General features: G+C 66.5%; 10 protein-coding genes. 5 read left to right on the plus strand and 5 right to left on the minus strand.

Annotated elements, in window-relative coordinates; translation table 11 throughout:
• Positions 1–1,343 (minus strand): exodeoxyribonuclease V subunit beta (locus tag Q8Q83_RS15395; RefSeq protein WP_305625004.1); only part of this gene is annotated, 1,343 nt, incomplete at its 3' end.
• Positions 1,340–4,642, minus strand: a complete 3,303-nt coding sequence (gene recC, locus Q8Q83_RS15400; protein WP_305625005.1) for an exodeoxyribonuclease V subunit gamma — start codon at positions 4,640–4,642, stop codon at positions 1,340–1,342. The genes recC and Q8Q83_RS15395, both read right to left, overlap by 4 nt.
• Before the next feature lie 253 nt (positions 4,643–4,895).
• On the opposite strand from recC, the gene Q8Q83_RS15405 reads away from it, so the two are divergent.
• From Q8Q83_RS15405 to Q8Q83_RS15425, 5 genes are all read left to right on the plus strand, one after another.
• The gene (locus tag Q8Q83_RS15405) at positions 4,896–6,542 is read left to right on the plus strand and encodes a Na/Pi cotransporter family protein (protein ID WP_305625006.1); all 1,647 of its coding nucleotides are present in this window, start codon (positions 4,896–4,898) and stop codon (positions 6,540–6,542) included.
• Between the two features lie 394 nt (positions 6,543–6,936).
• Complete coding sequence (locus Q8Q83_RS15410) at positions 6,937–7,926, plus strand: hypothetical protein (RefSeq protein ID WP_305625007.1); 990 nt, start codon at positions 6,937–6,939, stop codon at positions 7,924–7,926.
• Entirely contained in the window at positions 7,927–9,177 is a 1,251-nt protein-coding gene (locus Q8Q83_RS15415) for a peptidylprolyl isomerase (protein WP_305625008.1), read from the plus strand.
• Positions 9,174–9,773 (plus strand): hypothetical protein, encoded by a 600-nt coding sequence (locus Q8Q83_RS15420; RefSeq protein WP_305625009.1) that lies wholly within the window; start codon positions 9,174–9,176, stop codon positions 9,771–9,773. Before Q8Q83_RS15415 ends, Q8Q83_RS15420 begins: the two co-directional genes overlap by 4 nt.
• 273 nt (positions 9,774–10,046) lie before the next feature.
• The gene (locus tag Q8Q83_RS15425; protein ID WP_305625034.1) at positions 10,047–11,057 is read left to right on the plus strand and encodes a DUF5924 family protein; all 1,011 of its coding nucleotides are present in this window, start codon (positions 10,047–10,049) and stop codon (positions 11,055–11,057) included.
• 12 nt (positions 11,058–11,069) lie between these two features.
• Here the strand turns inward: Q8Q83_RS15425 and Q8Q83_RS15430 are convergent, their stop codons facing one another.
• The 3 genes from Q8Q83_RS15430 to Q8Q83_RS15440 form a co-directional block, all read right to left on the minus strand.
• Positions 11,070–12,299 (minus strand): nucleoside recognition domain-containing protein, encoded by a 1,230-nt coding sequence (locus Q8Q83_RS15430; protein ID WP_305625010.1) that lies wholly within the window; start codon positions 12,297–12,299, stop codon positions 11,070–11,072.
• A gap of 63 nt (positions 12,300–12,362) precedes the next feature.
• The gene (locus Q8Q83_RS15435; protein ID WP_305625011.1) at positions 12,363–13,145 is read right to left on the minus strand and encodes an N-acetylmuramoyl-L-alanine amidase; all 783 of its coding nucleotides are present in this window, start codon (positions 13,143–13,145) and stop codon (positions 12,363–12,365) included.
• Positions 13,142–13,735: a MarC family protein gene (locus Q8Q83_RS15440; RefSeq protein WP_305625012.1), complete on the minus strand. Its 594-nt coding sequence runs from the start codon at positions 13,733–13,735 to the stop codon at positions 13,142–13,144. The genes Q8Q83_RS15435 and Q8Q83_RS15440 overlap by 4 nt, the downstream gene beginning before the upstream one ends.
• Positions 13,736–13,859 lie beyond the last annotated feature (124 nt).

The raw sequence follows: 13,859 nt of genomic DNA on the forward strand, positions 1-13,859 counted from the left end.
AGCGCGGCGATCAGCTCGGGGGTGGAGCGATGGTTGGTGGCCAGGCTGTACTGCCGCGCGGCTTCGGCGCGGGCCTTCAGGTAGGTGGCCAGGTCGGCGCCGCGAAAGGCATAGATCGCCTGCTTGGGGTCGCCTACGAAGCAGAGGTCGCCCTGGTTTGCGTAGATACGATGGAACACCTGGTACTGCACCGGGTCGGTGTCCTGGAACTCGTCGATCAGCGCCACCGGGTACTGCGCGTGCAGGGTGTCGGCCAGATGCTCACCGCCTTCGCCATATAGCGCCTGTTGCAGCCGGTTGAGCAGGTCGTCGAAGGCCAGCAGGCGCTGGGCGGCCTTGCGCGCGGGCAGTTGTTCGTTGAGTTGGCCGATCAGGCGTACCTGCAGGTCGATCAGGCGTTGCTCGGCCTCGGACTGCGCCGCATCCAGGGCGTCGCACAGCGCCTGCAGGGCGGCGGCCAGGGGATTGGCCGGCGCTTCGCGATCCTTCTTGCTGGCCTTGAACAGACCCTCGCGGGCCAGGCGGCGGTGCGCCTCGGTCTTGCTAAACAACGCGGCGGCATCGCTGAAATAGCCGTCCAGCTCGGCCTGCCAGACACCCAGCTTGGCCGGGTTGCACATATTGCTCTTGAAGCCGTCGAAGGCCTTAAGTTGCGCCAGCCAAGTCGCACTCTCAGCCAGCCAACTGTCGCGCGCCTGCTGCCAGGCGGCGCGCAGGGCGCTCATCTCGCTACTGGCCCCAGGCGCAGGCTCGATACGCAGATAGGGTTTGCCCAGGTGATTGCGCAGGCGCTGGCGCAGGCTCTGCGGGGTGATCTTCTGCTGCACCAGAAAGGCTGCCCACTCCGGCTCGGCCGCGGCCAGTTCATGTCGCCACAGATCGGCCAGCAGGGCGTCGAGAATCTCGCGGTCATCAAAGGTCAGCTCATTGTCGAAGTCGCCGCCGGCCTCGAAGGCGGCGTCCTGCAAGGCGCGTTGGCAGAAGCCGTGGATGGTGAAGATCGCCGCCTCGTCGAAGCCGTGCACCGCCAGCAGCAGGCGGCGGTGGCTGGCCGCATCCGGGTACTGGGCGTGCAGACGGTTAAGCAGCTCATCCGCGCCCGGACCCTGGTCGTAGACCGCCAGCAACTCGGCCAGGCGTTTGCGAATGCGCTCGCGCAGCTCGGCGGTGGCCGCGGTGGTAAAGGTCACCACCAGGATCTGGCTGACGCTGAGCTGCTTTTCCAGCAACAGGCGGGCGTACAGGGCCGTCAGCGTCCAGGTCTTGCCGGTGCCGGCGCTGGCCTCGATCAGCGAGCGGCCGGTGAAGCTGTCCTGCAACAAATCCAGGCTGGCGCTGCTCATGCCTCGTCCTCTTGATGGTCTTGCAGGGCATCCAGGGCCGGGCCGTAGAGCTGTTCGGCCAGGGCTTCGAAGCGGTCGTCCAGGGGCTCGCGGTCGCGGAAGGCCAGGGCATTCCAGGGGTCCTGGCCTTCGCCGCTCATAAAGTCGTTGCCCTGCCACATCAGCCGCGCCTCGCCGCGGGCCGCGTCGAGCGGTTCCTTGCGCCCGGGCTGGCGCCATCTCCTGGCGAAGCCATAGCTGCATTTGGCCAATAGCGGCAGCGGTTCGCATAGCGCGCTTTTATAGGCTTCGAGCCAGGGTTCCAGCAGTTGCAGGGGACCCTCCAGCGGCCCCAGGCGCCATTCGCTTTTCGGCGACAGCAGGCGGCTATCGCGGCTGATGCCGGGCGTCGCCGCGCAGTTAAGCAGCAGGTGGCGCAGCCAGAAGGGCGCCAGTTCCCAGGCGCCGAGGTCGCGCAGGCGGTAGTCGAACAGGCCGCTGGCGCTGACCCCGTCCAGCCAGCCGTGGATGCGTACCCCGGCCAGTTGGATATCCACCAGCAGCGGCTGCGGCGCATCAATCGGGCGCTCGTCGAACAGGGTCGGGGCGAAGGCGCGGATCGGCCCGCGAATCTGCCCCCAGTGCGCCTGGCCCAGTTCGCCCACCGGTAGCCAGCCGGAGGCGGCGGCCACCGCGCGCTCCTCGCGCTCGCTCCAGCCGCGCTCGATGGCCTGCAGCGCCAGTTGGCGCAGGCCGTGCTGGCTGGTCCATTCGACGCTAAAGGGCTCGTCGCCGGCCAAGGCTTCTTCGCCCTGCGCCAGGCGCAGACCGAGGCGTTGCTCCAGCAGGTAGCGCGCCGGGTGCTTGAAACAGTGGATCAGCTGGCTGGGCTCGATGCTTAGCCAGTCCTTATCCGGCGCGGCCAGGGCGCTGGCAAAGGGAGTCGGTGTTTCCACGGCCTGGCTTAGGCGCTGGGCGGCGCGGAACCAGGGTGCGGCGAAACCGGCATGCCGCGCCCCGGCGAAGTTGCCGGGGGCGAAGGGCTGCAGCGGATGCTGAAGGGTTATGCATTCGCTGGCTTTAGCGCTTGTTGCATTGCCCATATCCCTGTGGGTCGCGGTTAGGTCTATTACATCCAGCAGTTCGCTGACCAATACCGAGGGCGGCAGCTCGGCGTTGCTGCGCGGGTCGCGGCCGACATAGCTCAGGTACAGGCCACCCCGGGCCGACAGCAGGGTTTCCAGCAGCAGATAGCGATCATCCAGACGCCGCGCGCGGTCGCCGCGCCGAGGTTTCTGCCCGATCAGGTCGAAGCCGGCGGCGGGGGTGCGGCGTGGCAGCGCGCCGTCGTCCAAACCGAGCAGGCAGACCAGGCGAAACGGCAGGCTGCGCATCGGCACCATGGTGCAGAAGGTCACCGCGCCGGTGAGAAAGCCCGAGGCGGCGCTGCCCTGCTCCAGGGCGGCGGTCAGTTGCTGGCGGATCAGCGCCAGCTCCAGCGGCCGCTCGATACCGGCGGCAGTGGCCTGCTCCTGCAAGGCGGCGCAGGCCTTGGACAGCAGCAACAATGTGTCGCCGGCCTCGCGCTCGTCGAACAGGGCGTCGATCAGCAGCTGCAGGGATTCGGCCCATTCGCCCAGGGGTCTTGGCCGTTGCAGGCTCTGCGCCAGGACGGTGAGGCGTTCGACGAAGCCGGCCAGGCGCCCGAGCAGCTGCGCGCGGCCGCCTTCCAGGGCATCCAGCGGCCAACTGGCGCCCAGCAGCGGCGCACTGAGGCCCGCCAGCTGCGGCGGCGCGGCGAAGCCCAGCAGCAGGCGGTCCAGGCCCTGGCGCCAGGTAAAGGCGGCATCCGCCGGCAGGCCCAGCTGCTCACGGTGCGCGCCATCGCGGCCCCAGCGCACCCCGGCCTCACGCAGCCAGTCGCGCAGCAGCGGTAGGTCTTCGGCCTCGATGCCGGCGCGGCGGGCGATGGCCGGTTGTTCCAGCCAGGCGAGAATTTCCTCGGCGGCGAAGCGGCTGTCCGGCAAGGCGAGCAGATTGAGGAAGGCCTCGAGCAGCGGGATTTCCGCGCGCAGGCTGCGGTCGGCCAGGCTAAAGGGAATGTACGGAGTGGTACTGCGTCCCAGCCCGTCGCGGGGAGCGCCCGTTTTGGCAGAGAAAATCGCCTCGATATAGGGCGCGTAACGCTCGATATCCGGGGTCAGCACCACCACCTGATCCGGCGTCAGCTGCCCGTCGACGGCGAAGCGCGCGAGCAGCTGGTCGTGCAGGATTTCCACCTCGCGCAGCGGCGAGTGGGCGATATGCAGTTCCAGGGAGCGGTCGTCTTCGCGCAGCTGCAGACGCTCATCGGGCTGGCGGGTGCGCAGCCGTAGGATGTCGTTCTGCAGCGCCTGCAACAGGCTGCTGTCGTGCAGGTCCTCATCTTCGGAATACAGGCCGATTTCCTGGCTGCCTTCGCTGGAGGCCAGGCTGAACAGGCTGTCGAAAAAGTCGCGGCCCTGCTTGCCCAGGCTCGCCAGCAGCGGGTGGCCGACATCCAGGTACCAATCGTCGGGGCTCAGCTCGGGTTGCCTGGCCAGCTCGCGGATATCGCGAATTTCGCCCCAGGCCTCGCGGCAGGGGTTAAGGGCGAAGATCACCACCTGGGTATGCCGCGCCAGGCCTTCCAGCACCCGCAGGTGGTGGTTCGGCAGGCTGCTGATGCCGAATACCAGCAGGCGTTCGGGCAACCCCAAGATAGGTGCGGCGTCGTATAGGCGGCGTAGCAGCTCTTCCAGCAGGCGGGCGCGGTGCGGGTGACCATCGCGGGTCAGTTCGCGCCACAGCAGCGCCTGCCAGGCTTCGTCGGGGCCGAGGTCGAGCAGCTCGTTACGTTCCCAGGCGGCCAGCCAGTCGTCGCGATACAGCAGGTATTGGTCGAATACGTCGGCGATCTTGCCGGCCAGGGACAGGCGCCGGCGCTCGTCGCCGCCCTCCAGGTAGTGCGCCAGGCGCGGCGCCTCGGCGAGGTTGGCCGGCTCGCATAGCCAGTCGTACAGGCGCCAGCTCAGGGTGCTCGGGGCGAAGGCCGATTGCTCCGGCAACTGGCCGAGGGCCAGGCGCGACAGGTCCCAGACGAACTTGGCCGGCAGCTGCACCTCCAGCTGCATGGCGATGCCCTGCTTGCGCGCCAGCTCCAGGGTCAGCCAGCGCCCCATGCCCTGGCTCGGTACCACCACCAGCGCCGGGGCGAAGGGCTCGCGCAGCGGTTGGGCGAGCAAGGTGGTGGCCAGTTCGCCAAGGGTTTCCAGGTCGGGAGCGTGATAAAGAGTGAGCATCGGGCAGGGTCGCATCCGTTCAGTGGCGCTAGGTTAGCATGCGGCTTTGTTACGACAGACGCTGTCGCACCCCAGCGGCCAGGGTCGCGATACGGATAGGCTCGGCACAGGCGCTACCGAGCAAAAAGTGCGGCGCGATTAGTGAGGGCTACTGGCGGCTCGTCGATTAGCAGCTATAGCTGAATACAGGGCCGCAAAAAAACCGCGTCGCACGCATCCAACAAACGCGGCCTGCCGCCAGGGAGGCTGCCCTATGCTCACCCTGCTCAATCTGTTGTCCGCCGTCGCCCTGCTGATTTGGGGCACCCATATAGTCCGTACCGGCATCCTGCGGGTGTACGGCTCGCACCTGCGCAAGGTGCTCAGCCATAACGTGCGCAAGCAGCCGCTGGCCTTTATCGCCGGCATCGGCGTCACCGCCCTGGTGCAGAGCAGCAACGCCACCGCGCTGCTGGTCACCTCCTTCGTCGCCCAGGGCCTGATGGCGCTGACCCCGGCCCTGGCCATCATGCTCGGCGCCGATGTAGGCACCGCGCTGATGGCGCGGGTGCTGACCTTCGACCTGAGCTGGCTGAGCCCGCTGCTGATCTTTCTCGGGGTGATCTTCTTTCTCTCGCGCAAACAGACCCGCGCCGGCCAGCTCGGCCGCGTGGCCATCGGCCTGGGCCTGATGCTGCTGGCGCTGCAGCTGATAGTGGCGGCGGCCACGCCGATCACCCAGGAGCAAGGTATCCGCGTGCTGTTCGCCTCGCTGACCGGCGACCTGCTGCTGGATGCCCTGGTCGGCGCGCTGTTCGCGTTGATTTCCTACTCCAGCCTGGCCGCCGTGTTGCTCACCGCGACCCTGACCGGCGCCGGCCTGATCAGCCTGCCGGTGGCCATCGGCCTGGTCATCGGCGCCAATATCGGCAGCGGCGTGCTGGCCTTTCTCAACAGCAGCCTGCAGACCCCGGCCGGGCGACGGGTGGCCCTCGGCAGCCTGCTGTACAAGCTGCTCGGCCTGCTGCTGGTGATCCCGCTGCTCGACCCTCTGGTGCGCTGGCTGGATAGCCTGAACTGGCGCCCCGAGGAGCTGGTGATCGCCTTCCACCTGCTCTACAACAGCCTGCGCTGCCTGCTGATGCTGCCCAGCGTCGGCCTGATGGCGCGCTTCTGCAACTGGCTGCTACCGGATCGCGCCGAGGACAACGGCGTGGCCCGCCCGCGCCACCTCGACCCCACCGCCCTGGCCACGCCGAGCCTGGCCCTGGCCAATGCGGTACGCGAGACCCTGCGCATCGGCGATCTGGTGGAAACCATGCTCAGTCATCTGCTGGAAGTGCTGCGCGGTACCCAGCCGGCACTGAGCAAGGAACTGCGCCTGCTGGACGATGATGTCGATGCGCTCTACAGCGCGGTCAAACTGTACCTGGCCCAGGTGCCGCGGGAGGTGCTGAGCGAGCACGACAGCCGGCGCTGGGCGGAGATCATCGAGCTGGCGGTGAACCTGGAGCAGGCCGGCGACATCATCGAACGCATGCTCGGCAAGGTGCAGGACCAGAAGACCGCCCAGCGCCATTCCTTCTCCGACAGCGGCCTGGAGGAGTTGGCCGCGCTGCACGGCCAGCTGATGGCCAATCTGCGCCTGGGCCTGTCGGTGTTCCTCTCCGGCGACAAGGAGAGCGCGCGCCAGTTGCTGCGCGAGAAACGCCGCTTCCGCGCCCAGGAGCGCCGCCTGGCCCACGCCCATGTCGGCCGCCTGCACCAACAGGTGGTGCAGAGCATCGAAACCAGCGCCCTGCATCTGGAGCTGATCGGCGATATGAAGCGCCTCAATTCGCTGTTCTGCAGCAGCGCCTATGTGGTGCTGGAGGCCGGCGAAAGTGGCGCCCTGCATGCCGAGGAAACCGGGGTCGATTAAGAACCTGTTTACGATCTGCTGCGCGTCGGCCATCCGGCGTTAAAAACAGCCTCGGCAAGCCGCTTGCGGCTAACGCGCTTTAGCGCGGCCCGGAGGGCGAGTGAAACGAGTCATGCTCATTTACAGCCAGTAAACTGCGCTTCCTCGGCGCTTTGACCAGCCTTCGGCTGTTACTACGTAGCGCCTTGTCTGGCTCTAGCTCGCGAGATCGTAAACAGACTCTAGGGCCTGGGCGGAGGAAATGACTGCTTGCTGTTGGTCTATACCGCCAATCCTTGGTTGGGTTGAACTGACTCAGGGGCTCGCGCTTAAGTTGGAGTGCGGCGTTGTAAGCGTTTTGCCATCAACGTCCGTTACTACTGCTCAACTCCAACAACAAAAGAGCGCCTCCCCCATGAAAACCCTCACCACTCTCGCAGTTGGTCTAGGCCTGGCTTTTGCCGCCGGCCAGGCCAGCGCCTGGTCGCAGCCCACCCACAAGAATATCGTCAAGGACGCCCTGGCCTTCCTCAACTCGGCCCAGGCCACGCCCGAGATGAAGCGCGCCTATCAGTTCTATGTCGGCGCGGCCGGCAGTGAAGCCCAGGCCGGCGAGATCCTCGGCCAGGCCGCCTACGACGTCGACGACTTCCAGGACACCCGCCTGGGCGGCTGGTGGATAGGTTATGAGTACGCGCCAGTGGCCGGCGCGGCGGCTTCCCTGGTCAACTACACCTCCTACTGGCACTTTATCAATATGGCCCGCCAGGGCGACGCCCATGGCAACGACCACGGCGGCTACGACTACCGCTACCGCAAGGTCGATGGCAGCTGGAGCGGCGACGTCGACTGGTACGCCATGGTCTACCTGTACAACCGCGAGCTGAAGAAGAGCGACTTCGACAGCACCGAGGCGCATTACCGCCAGGGCAGCAGCTCCGACTGGCAGGCGCACTATGGCGACTTCCAGACCGCGGCCTTCCAGCCCATCGATAACCTGGCCAAGTACTGGTTCGACCAGTTCAAGAACGCGCCGTCGCTGCAAACCATCGGCTACTCGCTGCACACCACAGGCGACGTGGCGCAGCCGCACCACGCCTGGGTCACCTCGGGCAATGGCCATTCCGGTTGGGAAGGCTGGGTGGATGACCATTACTTCAGCGAAGGCCTCAACGACATCGGCGCGGTGGCCAACCGGGTCGCCAGCTATGACCCGCAGCGGCCGATTCGTGACCTGCTGACCCAGACCGCCCAGGTCGCCTACCAGCGCCCCGAGCCGCTGTACGACACCAGCTATGCCACCCGCCTGCGGGTGGCCAAGGAAATGATCCCGGAATCCATCGCGCTGACCGTCAGCGTGCTGACCAAGGGCGCCAACAGCTTCTACGGCCAGGGCGGCCTCTAAGTGCCTGGGCTTTTCCAGCGCAGCCTGTTGCTGCTGGGGCTGACCGGCATCTGCCTGTCGGCCCTGGCCAGCCAGGACCTGCACATCAATGGTGAACGCCTGCCCGGCAAGAGCATCGAGCTGCTGCAGCAGGCCATGAGCCGGATCAAATTCAATACCGACCCGCGTCTGCTGCGCCGCGGGTTGGCGCAGAACCACCTGCTGGCGCTTGAGGTGGAGGCCGAGCTGAACGAGAAGAATCGTCGTGAACTGCCGGTGCTACTGGAGCGCGAGGCGGCCAACCTGATCGAGCAGGTCTACGGCCGGCGGTTCGACCAGGACGTGCGGCCTTTTCTGCGTCAGCCGCAGCCGTTGAGTGCCGAGCGTTTGCGCCAGGTGCTGGCGCCGGTCGCACAAGGCGTGGTGCTCGACAGCCTGCAACTGAGCGCCAAGCAGCAGGCCGAAGCCGCCGCGCTGAACCTGATCAGCTGGCAGTTTCCCGGTGCGGCCGAGCAGCGCCTGAACCTGCTGGCGCTGTACCAGGGCGACAACGTGCAGGGCCAGGTCGAGCTGCAACAGGGCAATCTGGCCTACCTGGCCGAGCAGGTGCGCCAGCAGGCGCAGCGCGACTACCTCTGGTACCAGTTGGGTAAACAAGGCTTTAGCGCCGCCGAGCAGGCGGGGCTGCGCCAGCTGGTGCGCGACAAGCTGGTGCGCGACCAGTACCTGCACCAGATCGGCCTGCACAACGACTTCCACCACGAGACCGACAGCCTGCGCCAGCGCGCCCGCCAGGTCAGCGATGGCGACGCCCAGGCTTACTACCAGCGCAACCTCAAGCAGTACCTGAACGTCGCCCAGGTGCAGGCCGCGCATATCCGCCTGGCCGACCAGGCCACGGCCGACCGGGTGTACGAGGAATTGCATCAGGGCCTGGCGTTCGACGAAGCGGTGCGCCTGTACTCGCTGGCCGAGGATAAAAACCGCAGCCCGGCCGGCGATCTGGGCCTGATTCGGCCGCAGGACGCGCAGCTGGATTTTCTGCGCAAGACTGCCCTGCTGCAGAAGGCCGGCAGCCTGTCCCAGCCGATGCTGATCGACGGCGCCTTCGAGATAGTCCAGGTGCGTACGCGCGAGGACAAGCAACTGCCGCTTAGCGACCCCAGCGTGCGCTACGAGGTCAACCAGGCGGTGGCCAAGGAACAGTTGGGGCACGAGTTTCAGGCGCGGGTCGAGGCCTTGCTGGCCAAGGCCCAGGTGCAGGGGCTATGAAGCGCTGGCTCAGCCTGGCGCTGCTGAACGTCGGCGCGGCGGTGCTTTTGGCGGCCTGGCTGGTGCTGGAAGCCAGACCAACGACCGACGCCGTGACGCTAGCGCCTCCGCTCCAGAGTCCGGCCGCCACTGTGCAAGCTGTGGCGCAGGTGGCGCCGCTTGCGCCGGCCGCGGTCGCTCCGCCGCCGACACCTAAGGTGGCCCTAGCTGTCGCCGAGCCAGAGCCCGAACTGAATGCCCAGGAGGCGCAGATGCTGATGCAGCTGATGGCCGAGCAGGGCGACCCGCGCAGCCCGCCATTGGGCACACTCAAACCGCGGGAGCAGGCCAGCCCCGCCATGCTTGCCGATCCCAAGCAGTACAGCGCCTTCGAGGATAAGCACAGCCGCTCCCTGGTGATGGCCTATGCCGGCGGCGTGCAACAGATCCCGGCGATCCGCGAGCGTATCGAACAGGCCGCGCAGTCCGGCGAACGCAGCGCCGCGGAAATCATTGAGGCCCGCGCCGCCCTGGAGCAGTTGGAAATGCTCCAGAGCAAGCTGCAGCGCGAGGCGCCAGAGCTGTTACCCAGTGAACCGGCACTTGCCGTGCCCTGAGCGGGTGTAGGGTGGGTGGCGCCCAGCAAGGTTGAAACTTGACCTCGGGATCGGTGCGCCACGTAACCCACCGAACTAACCCCCGCGACAAATTACGCCATGCAATTGACTATCGCGGGCGCGAGTAATTGCGTCACCGCTTGGCCCTTTTGCCGCCGCGCGCGTTATGCTCTGCGCCCCCCCCAGCCAGCCACACAGCCGGTGCCGACCACCAGCGGCAATCAGGTGGCGCTGGGCTTCGAATAATCTCGCCCTGGCGGAGCCGAACCTATGATGGTCTGGAAAGCCCATTTCTTTAGCCTGCTGGCCCTGATCCAACGTCACCCGGGGCTGGTGGCGATCTTCGGCTTCGCCTCGGGGTTGGCGAGCTTCCTGCTGGTTGAGCGTCAGGCCGCGCTGGCCCAGCTGTTGGCCACCCTGATGCTGGTCAGCTGGCTGTGGCTGATTCTGGAAAACATCCTGCGCGAGCGTATCGCCCAGTGGTTCGGCTTCGAGCTGCCGCCGCCGCTGCTGCGCTACGCGACCCAGATGATCCACCAGGAAAGCCTGTTCTTCGTCCTGCCGTTCTTCTTTATCACCACCACCTGGAACAGCGGCCAGGCCCTGTTCAGCGGCCTGCTGGGCGGCGCCGCCCTGGTGTCGATCATCGACCCGCTGTACAACAAGTGGCTGGCCCCGCGGCGCTGGCTGTTTCTCGCCTATCACAGCCTGGCGCTGTTCGCGGTGCTGCTCACGGCGCTGCCGATCATCCTCAAGCTGACCACCCCGCAGAGCTACCAGCTGGCCCTGGCGGCCGCGGTGCTGCTGTCGTTTCCCTCGCTGTTCGCCATTATCAGGGTGCAGCGCTGGTGGCGCGGCGTGCTGCTGGTCGGCCTGACCCTGGCCCTGGGCGCGACCGGTTGGTTGGCGCGGGTCTGGGTGCCGCCGGCGACCCTGTGGCTGACCGAAGTGGCGGTCAGCAGCGAGTTCGACAACCAGACGCGCGCGCCGGGGCAGAGCCTCAAGCTGATCGCTGTCGCGCAGCTGCGTGCCCAGGGCCTGTTCGCCTACACCGCGATCAATGCGCCGCGCGGGCTGAACGAGCGCATCTACCATGTGTGGCGGCACAACGGCCGTGAGATAGAGCGCATTGCCCTGGATATCCAGGGCGGGCGCAAAGAGGGCTACCGCGCCTGGAGCCACAAGCAGAATTTCCCCAGCGATGCCTTGGGCCGTTGGCAGGTGCAGGTGTTGACCGAGGCCGGGCAGATGCTCGGCGTGCTGCGTTTTAAGGTCGTGGAATAGGGCGGCCCCGCCTTAGCCGAAAAACCAGTAACACACCGCAATCGACGCCAGCACCCCGACCAGATCCGCCAGCAGGGCGCAGCCGACTGCGTGGCGGGCGCGTTGCAGGCCGACCGAGCCGAAGTACACCGCCAGCACATAGAAGGTGGTTTCGGTGCTGCCCTGCATGGTCGCGGCGACCAGGGCCGGGAAGCTGTCGACGCCATGGGTCTGCATGGTCTCGATCAGCATGGCGCGCGCCGCGCTGCCGGAGAAGGGTTTGACCAGGCCGGTGGGCAGCGCCTCGACGAAGCGCGTATCCCAGCCCAAGCCCTCGACCAGCCAGCGGATGCCGTCGAGCAACACCTCCAGCGCGCCGGAAGCGCGCAATACGCCCACCGCGCACAGCATGGCGATCAGGTAGGGCAGGAGGTTCTTCGCCACCTCGAAGCCGTCCTTGGCGCCCTCGACAAAGGTCTCGTAGACCGCCACCCGCTTCAACGCGCCCATCAGCAGAAAGCACAGGATCAGGCCAAACAGGGTCAGGTTGCCGAGTAGCGAGGAGAGGGCGGACAGCGCGGTGGCCGACAGTCCGGCGAGTAGCGCCATAAAGCCGCCGAGCAGCAACGCGCCGCCGCCGAACCAGGCCAGCAGCACCGGGTCCCAGAGTTTCAGGCGCTGCATCACGGCCACCGAGAGCAGCGCACTGAGGGTGGAGACGCTGTTGGCCAGCAGGATCGGCAGGAACACCATGGCCGGGTCCGCCGCACCTTGCTGGGTGCGGTACATAAAGATCGACACCGGCAGCAGGACGAAGGACGAGGCGTTCATCACCATAAACAGCACCTGCGCGTTGCTCGCCGCGATGTTGCTCGGGTTGAGCTCCTGCAAGGCCTTCATCGCTCGCAGGCCGATGGGGGTGGCGGCGTTGTCCAGGCCCAGGCCGTTGGCCGTGAAGCTCAAGGTGACCAGGCCCAGGGCCGGATGACCGCGCGGCACCTCGGGCATCAGGCGGGCGAACAACGGGCTCAGCAGGCGCGCCAGCACATCGACCAGGCCGGCCTTTTCGGCGATGCGCAGGAAGCCGAGCCAGAGGGTCAGGGTGCCGAACAGCAGGACCATGACTTCGACCGACAGCTTGGCCATGGCGAACAGGCTCTCGACCATGGCGGCGAATACCGCCGGGTCATCGCCCAGCAACCAGCGTGACAGGCCGGCAATCGCCGCCACCACGAAAAACCCCAGCCACAAGCCGTTGAGCATATGCATCCCCCGTTTTAATGGGCGGGATAATAGCGCGGCTCGCGTACAAATGCGGTTATGCCGTTAGCGCGGCGCTTGCTTGTTGAGCACCAGCAGCAGGGCGGCAGTCTCGCTATCCGGCTCGCCGTCATAGCGCGCCTGGCGGTACTTCATCTGGAAGGCGATCAGCACATTGCGCGTGGCCTGATCCAGTTCGCCGTGCTGCGGCACTGCATAACCCAGGCGCGCCAGTTGCGCCTGGAACCAGGCCACGCTGGGCAGGCTGGCGCAGAACAAGGCTTGCTGGCGCGCCACGGCATCCGCCTCCGGCCAGGCGATCAGGCCGGCATCCGCCAGGCGTTTCCAGGGGAACAGCGGGCCCGGATCGACCTTGCGCTGCGGCGCTATATCGCTGTGGGCGAGGATGCTGCCGAGCGGCAACTGGTGGCGGCGCATGATGTCCTTGAGCAGCGCGATCAGCGCATCGATCTGCGCCGGGGCGAAGGGCTGCCAGTCGCGCCCCGCGGGGCCCTCGGAGAAACCCTGGTTGACCAGTTCGATGCCAATCGAGGTGCCGTTCAGCCAGGTGCGGCCCTGCCATTGGCTGTCGCCGGCATGCCAGGCGCGGCGATCTTCGTCGACCAGGCGGTAGATGGTCGGCGGGGCTTCGCCGATCAGGTAGTGGCTGCTCACCTCGCCCTGGCTGAGCAGCAGCAGTGAGTGCGCCAGATCGGTGGAGGTGTAGTGCAGGATGATGTACTGCACCCGGCTGTTCTGGCCGACGGCGCTGAAGCGGGTATCTATGGGTGGGGTGCTGGCGCAGCCGGCGAGCAGGGTGACGAACAGGGCAAGGCAACTCAATCTCATGGGGTGATATGCAGCACGCTTTGCAGGTTATCCAGCAGCATGTCGACGCTGAGCATGATCAACAGCATGCCCATCAGTCGTTCCACTGCGGTCAAGCCACGGGGTCCGAGAAAACGCTGCAGCCACGAGGCCTGCAGCAGGATAAAGGCGGTCGCCGCCCAGGCCAGCAACAGCGCGGCGTAGAGTTCCCACAGCGGCCCTTCATGGGTATTGCGCAGGGTCATCAACATCGCCAGGGCCGACGGCCCGGCCACCGCCGGGGTGGCCAGCGGCACCAGCATGGGTTCGCCATCCGGCACATCGCCGAGCACGCCTTGCGGGCCGGGAAAGATCATGCGCATGGCGATCACGAACAGGATGATACCGCCGGCAATCGCGGTGGCCTCGCGCGACAGACCGAGGGCGCTGAGCGCTTTGTCACCAAAGGTGAGAAACAGCAGGAGCAAGGCCAGGGCGAACAGCAATTCGCGACCGGCCACCCACAGCCGCCGTTGCGGCGCGACATTCTTCAGTGCGGCGATATAGATAGCAATATTGCCGAAGGGATCGGTGACCAGAAAGATCAGCACGGCGATGCCGAAAATGTCCATGACGAACTCCTCGATAGATCGCCACAGTCTAGCAGCGCCTTTGGGGCGCCAGATCTATAACGTTGGTCTGCTGCCTGACGCAGTGCCCGGCCGATGCTGCTAAACTACAGTTGTACAACTGTGT

Source organism: Pseudomonas sp., assembly GCF_030696055.1.
GTDB lineage: Bacteria > Pseudomonadota > Gammaproteobacteria > Pseudomonadales > Pseudomonadaceae > Aquipseudomonas.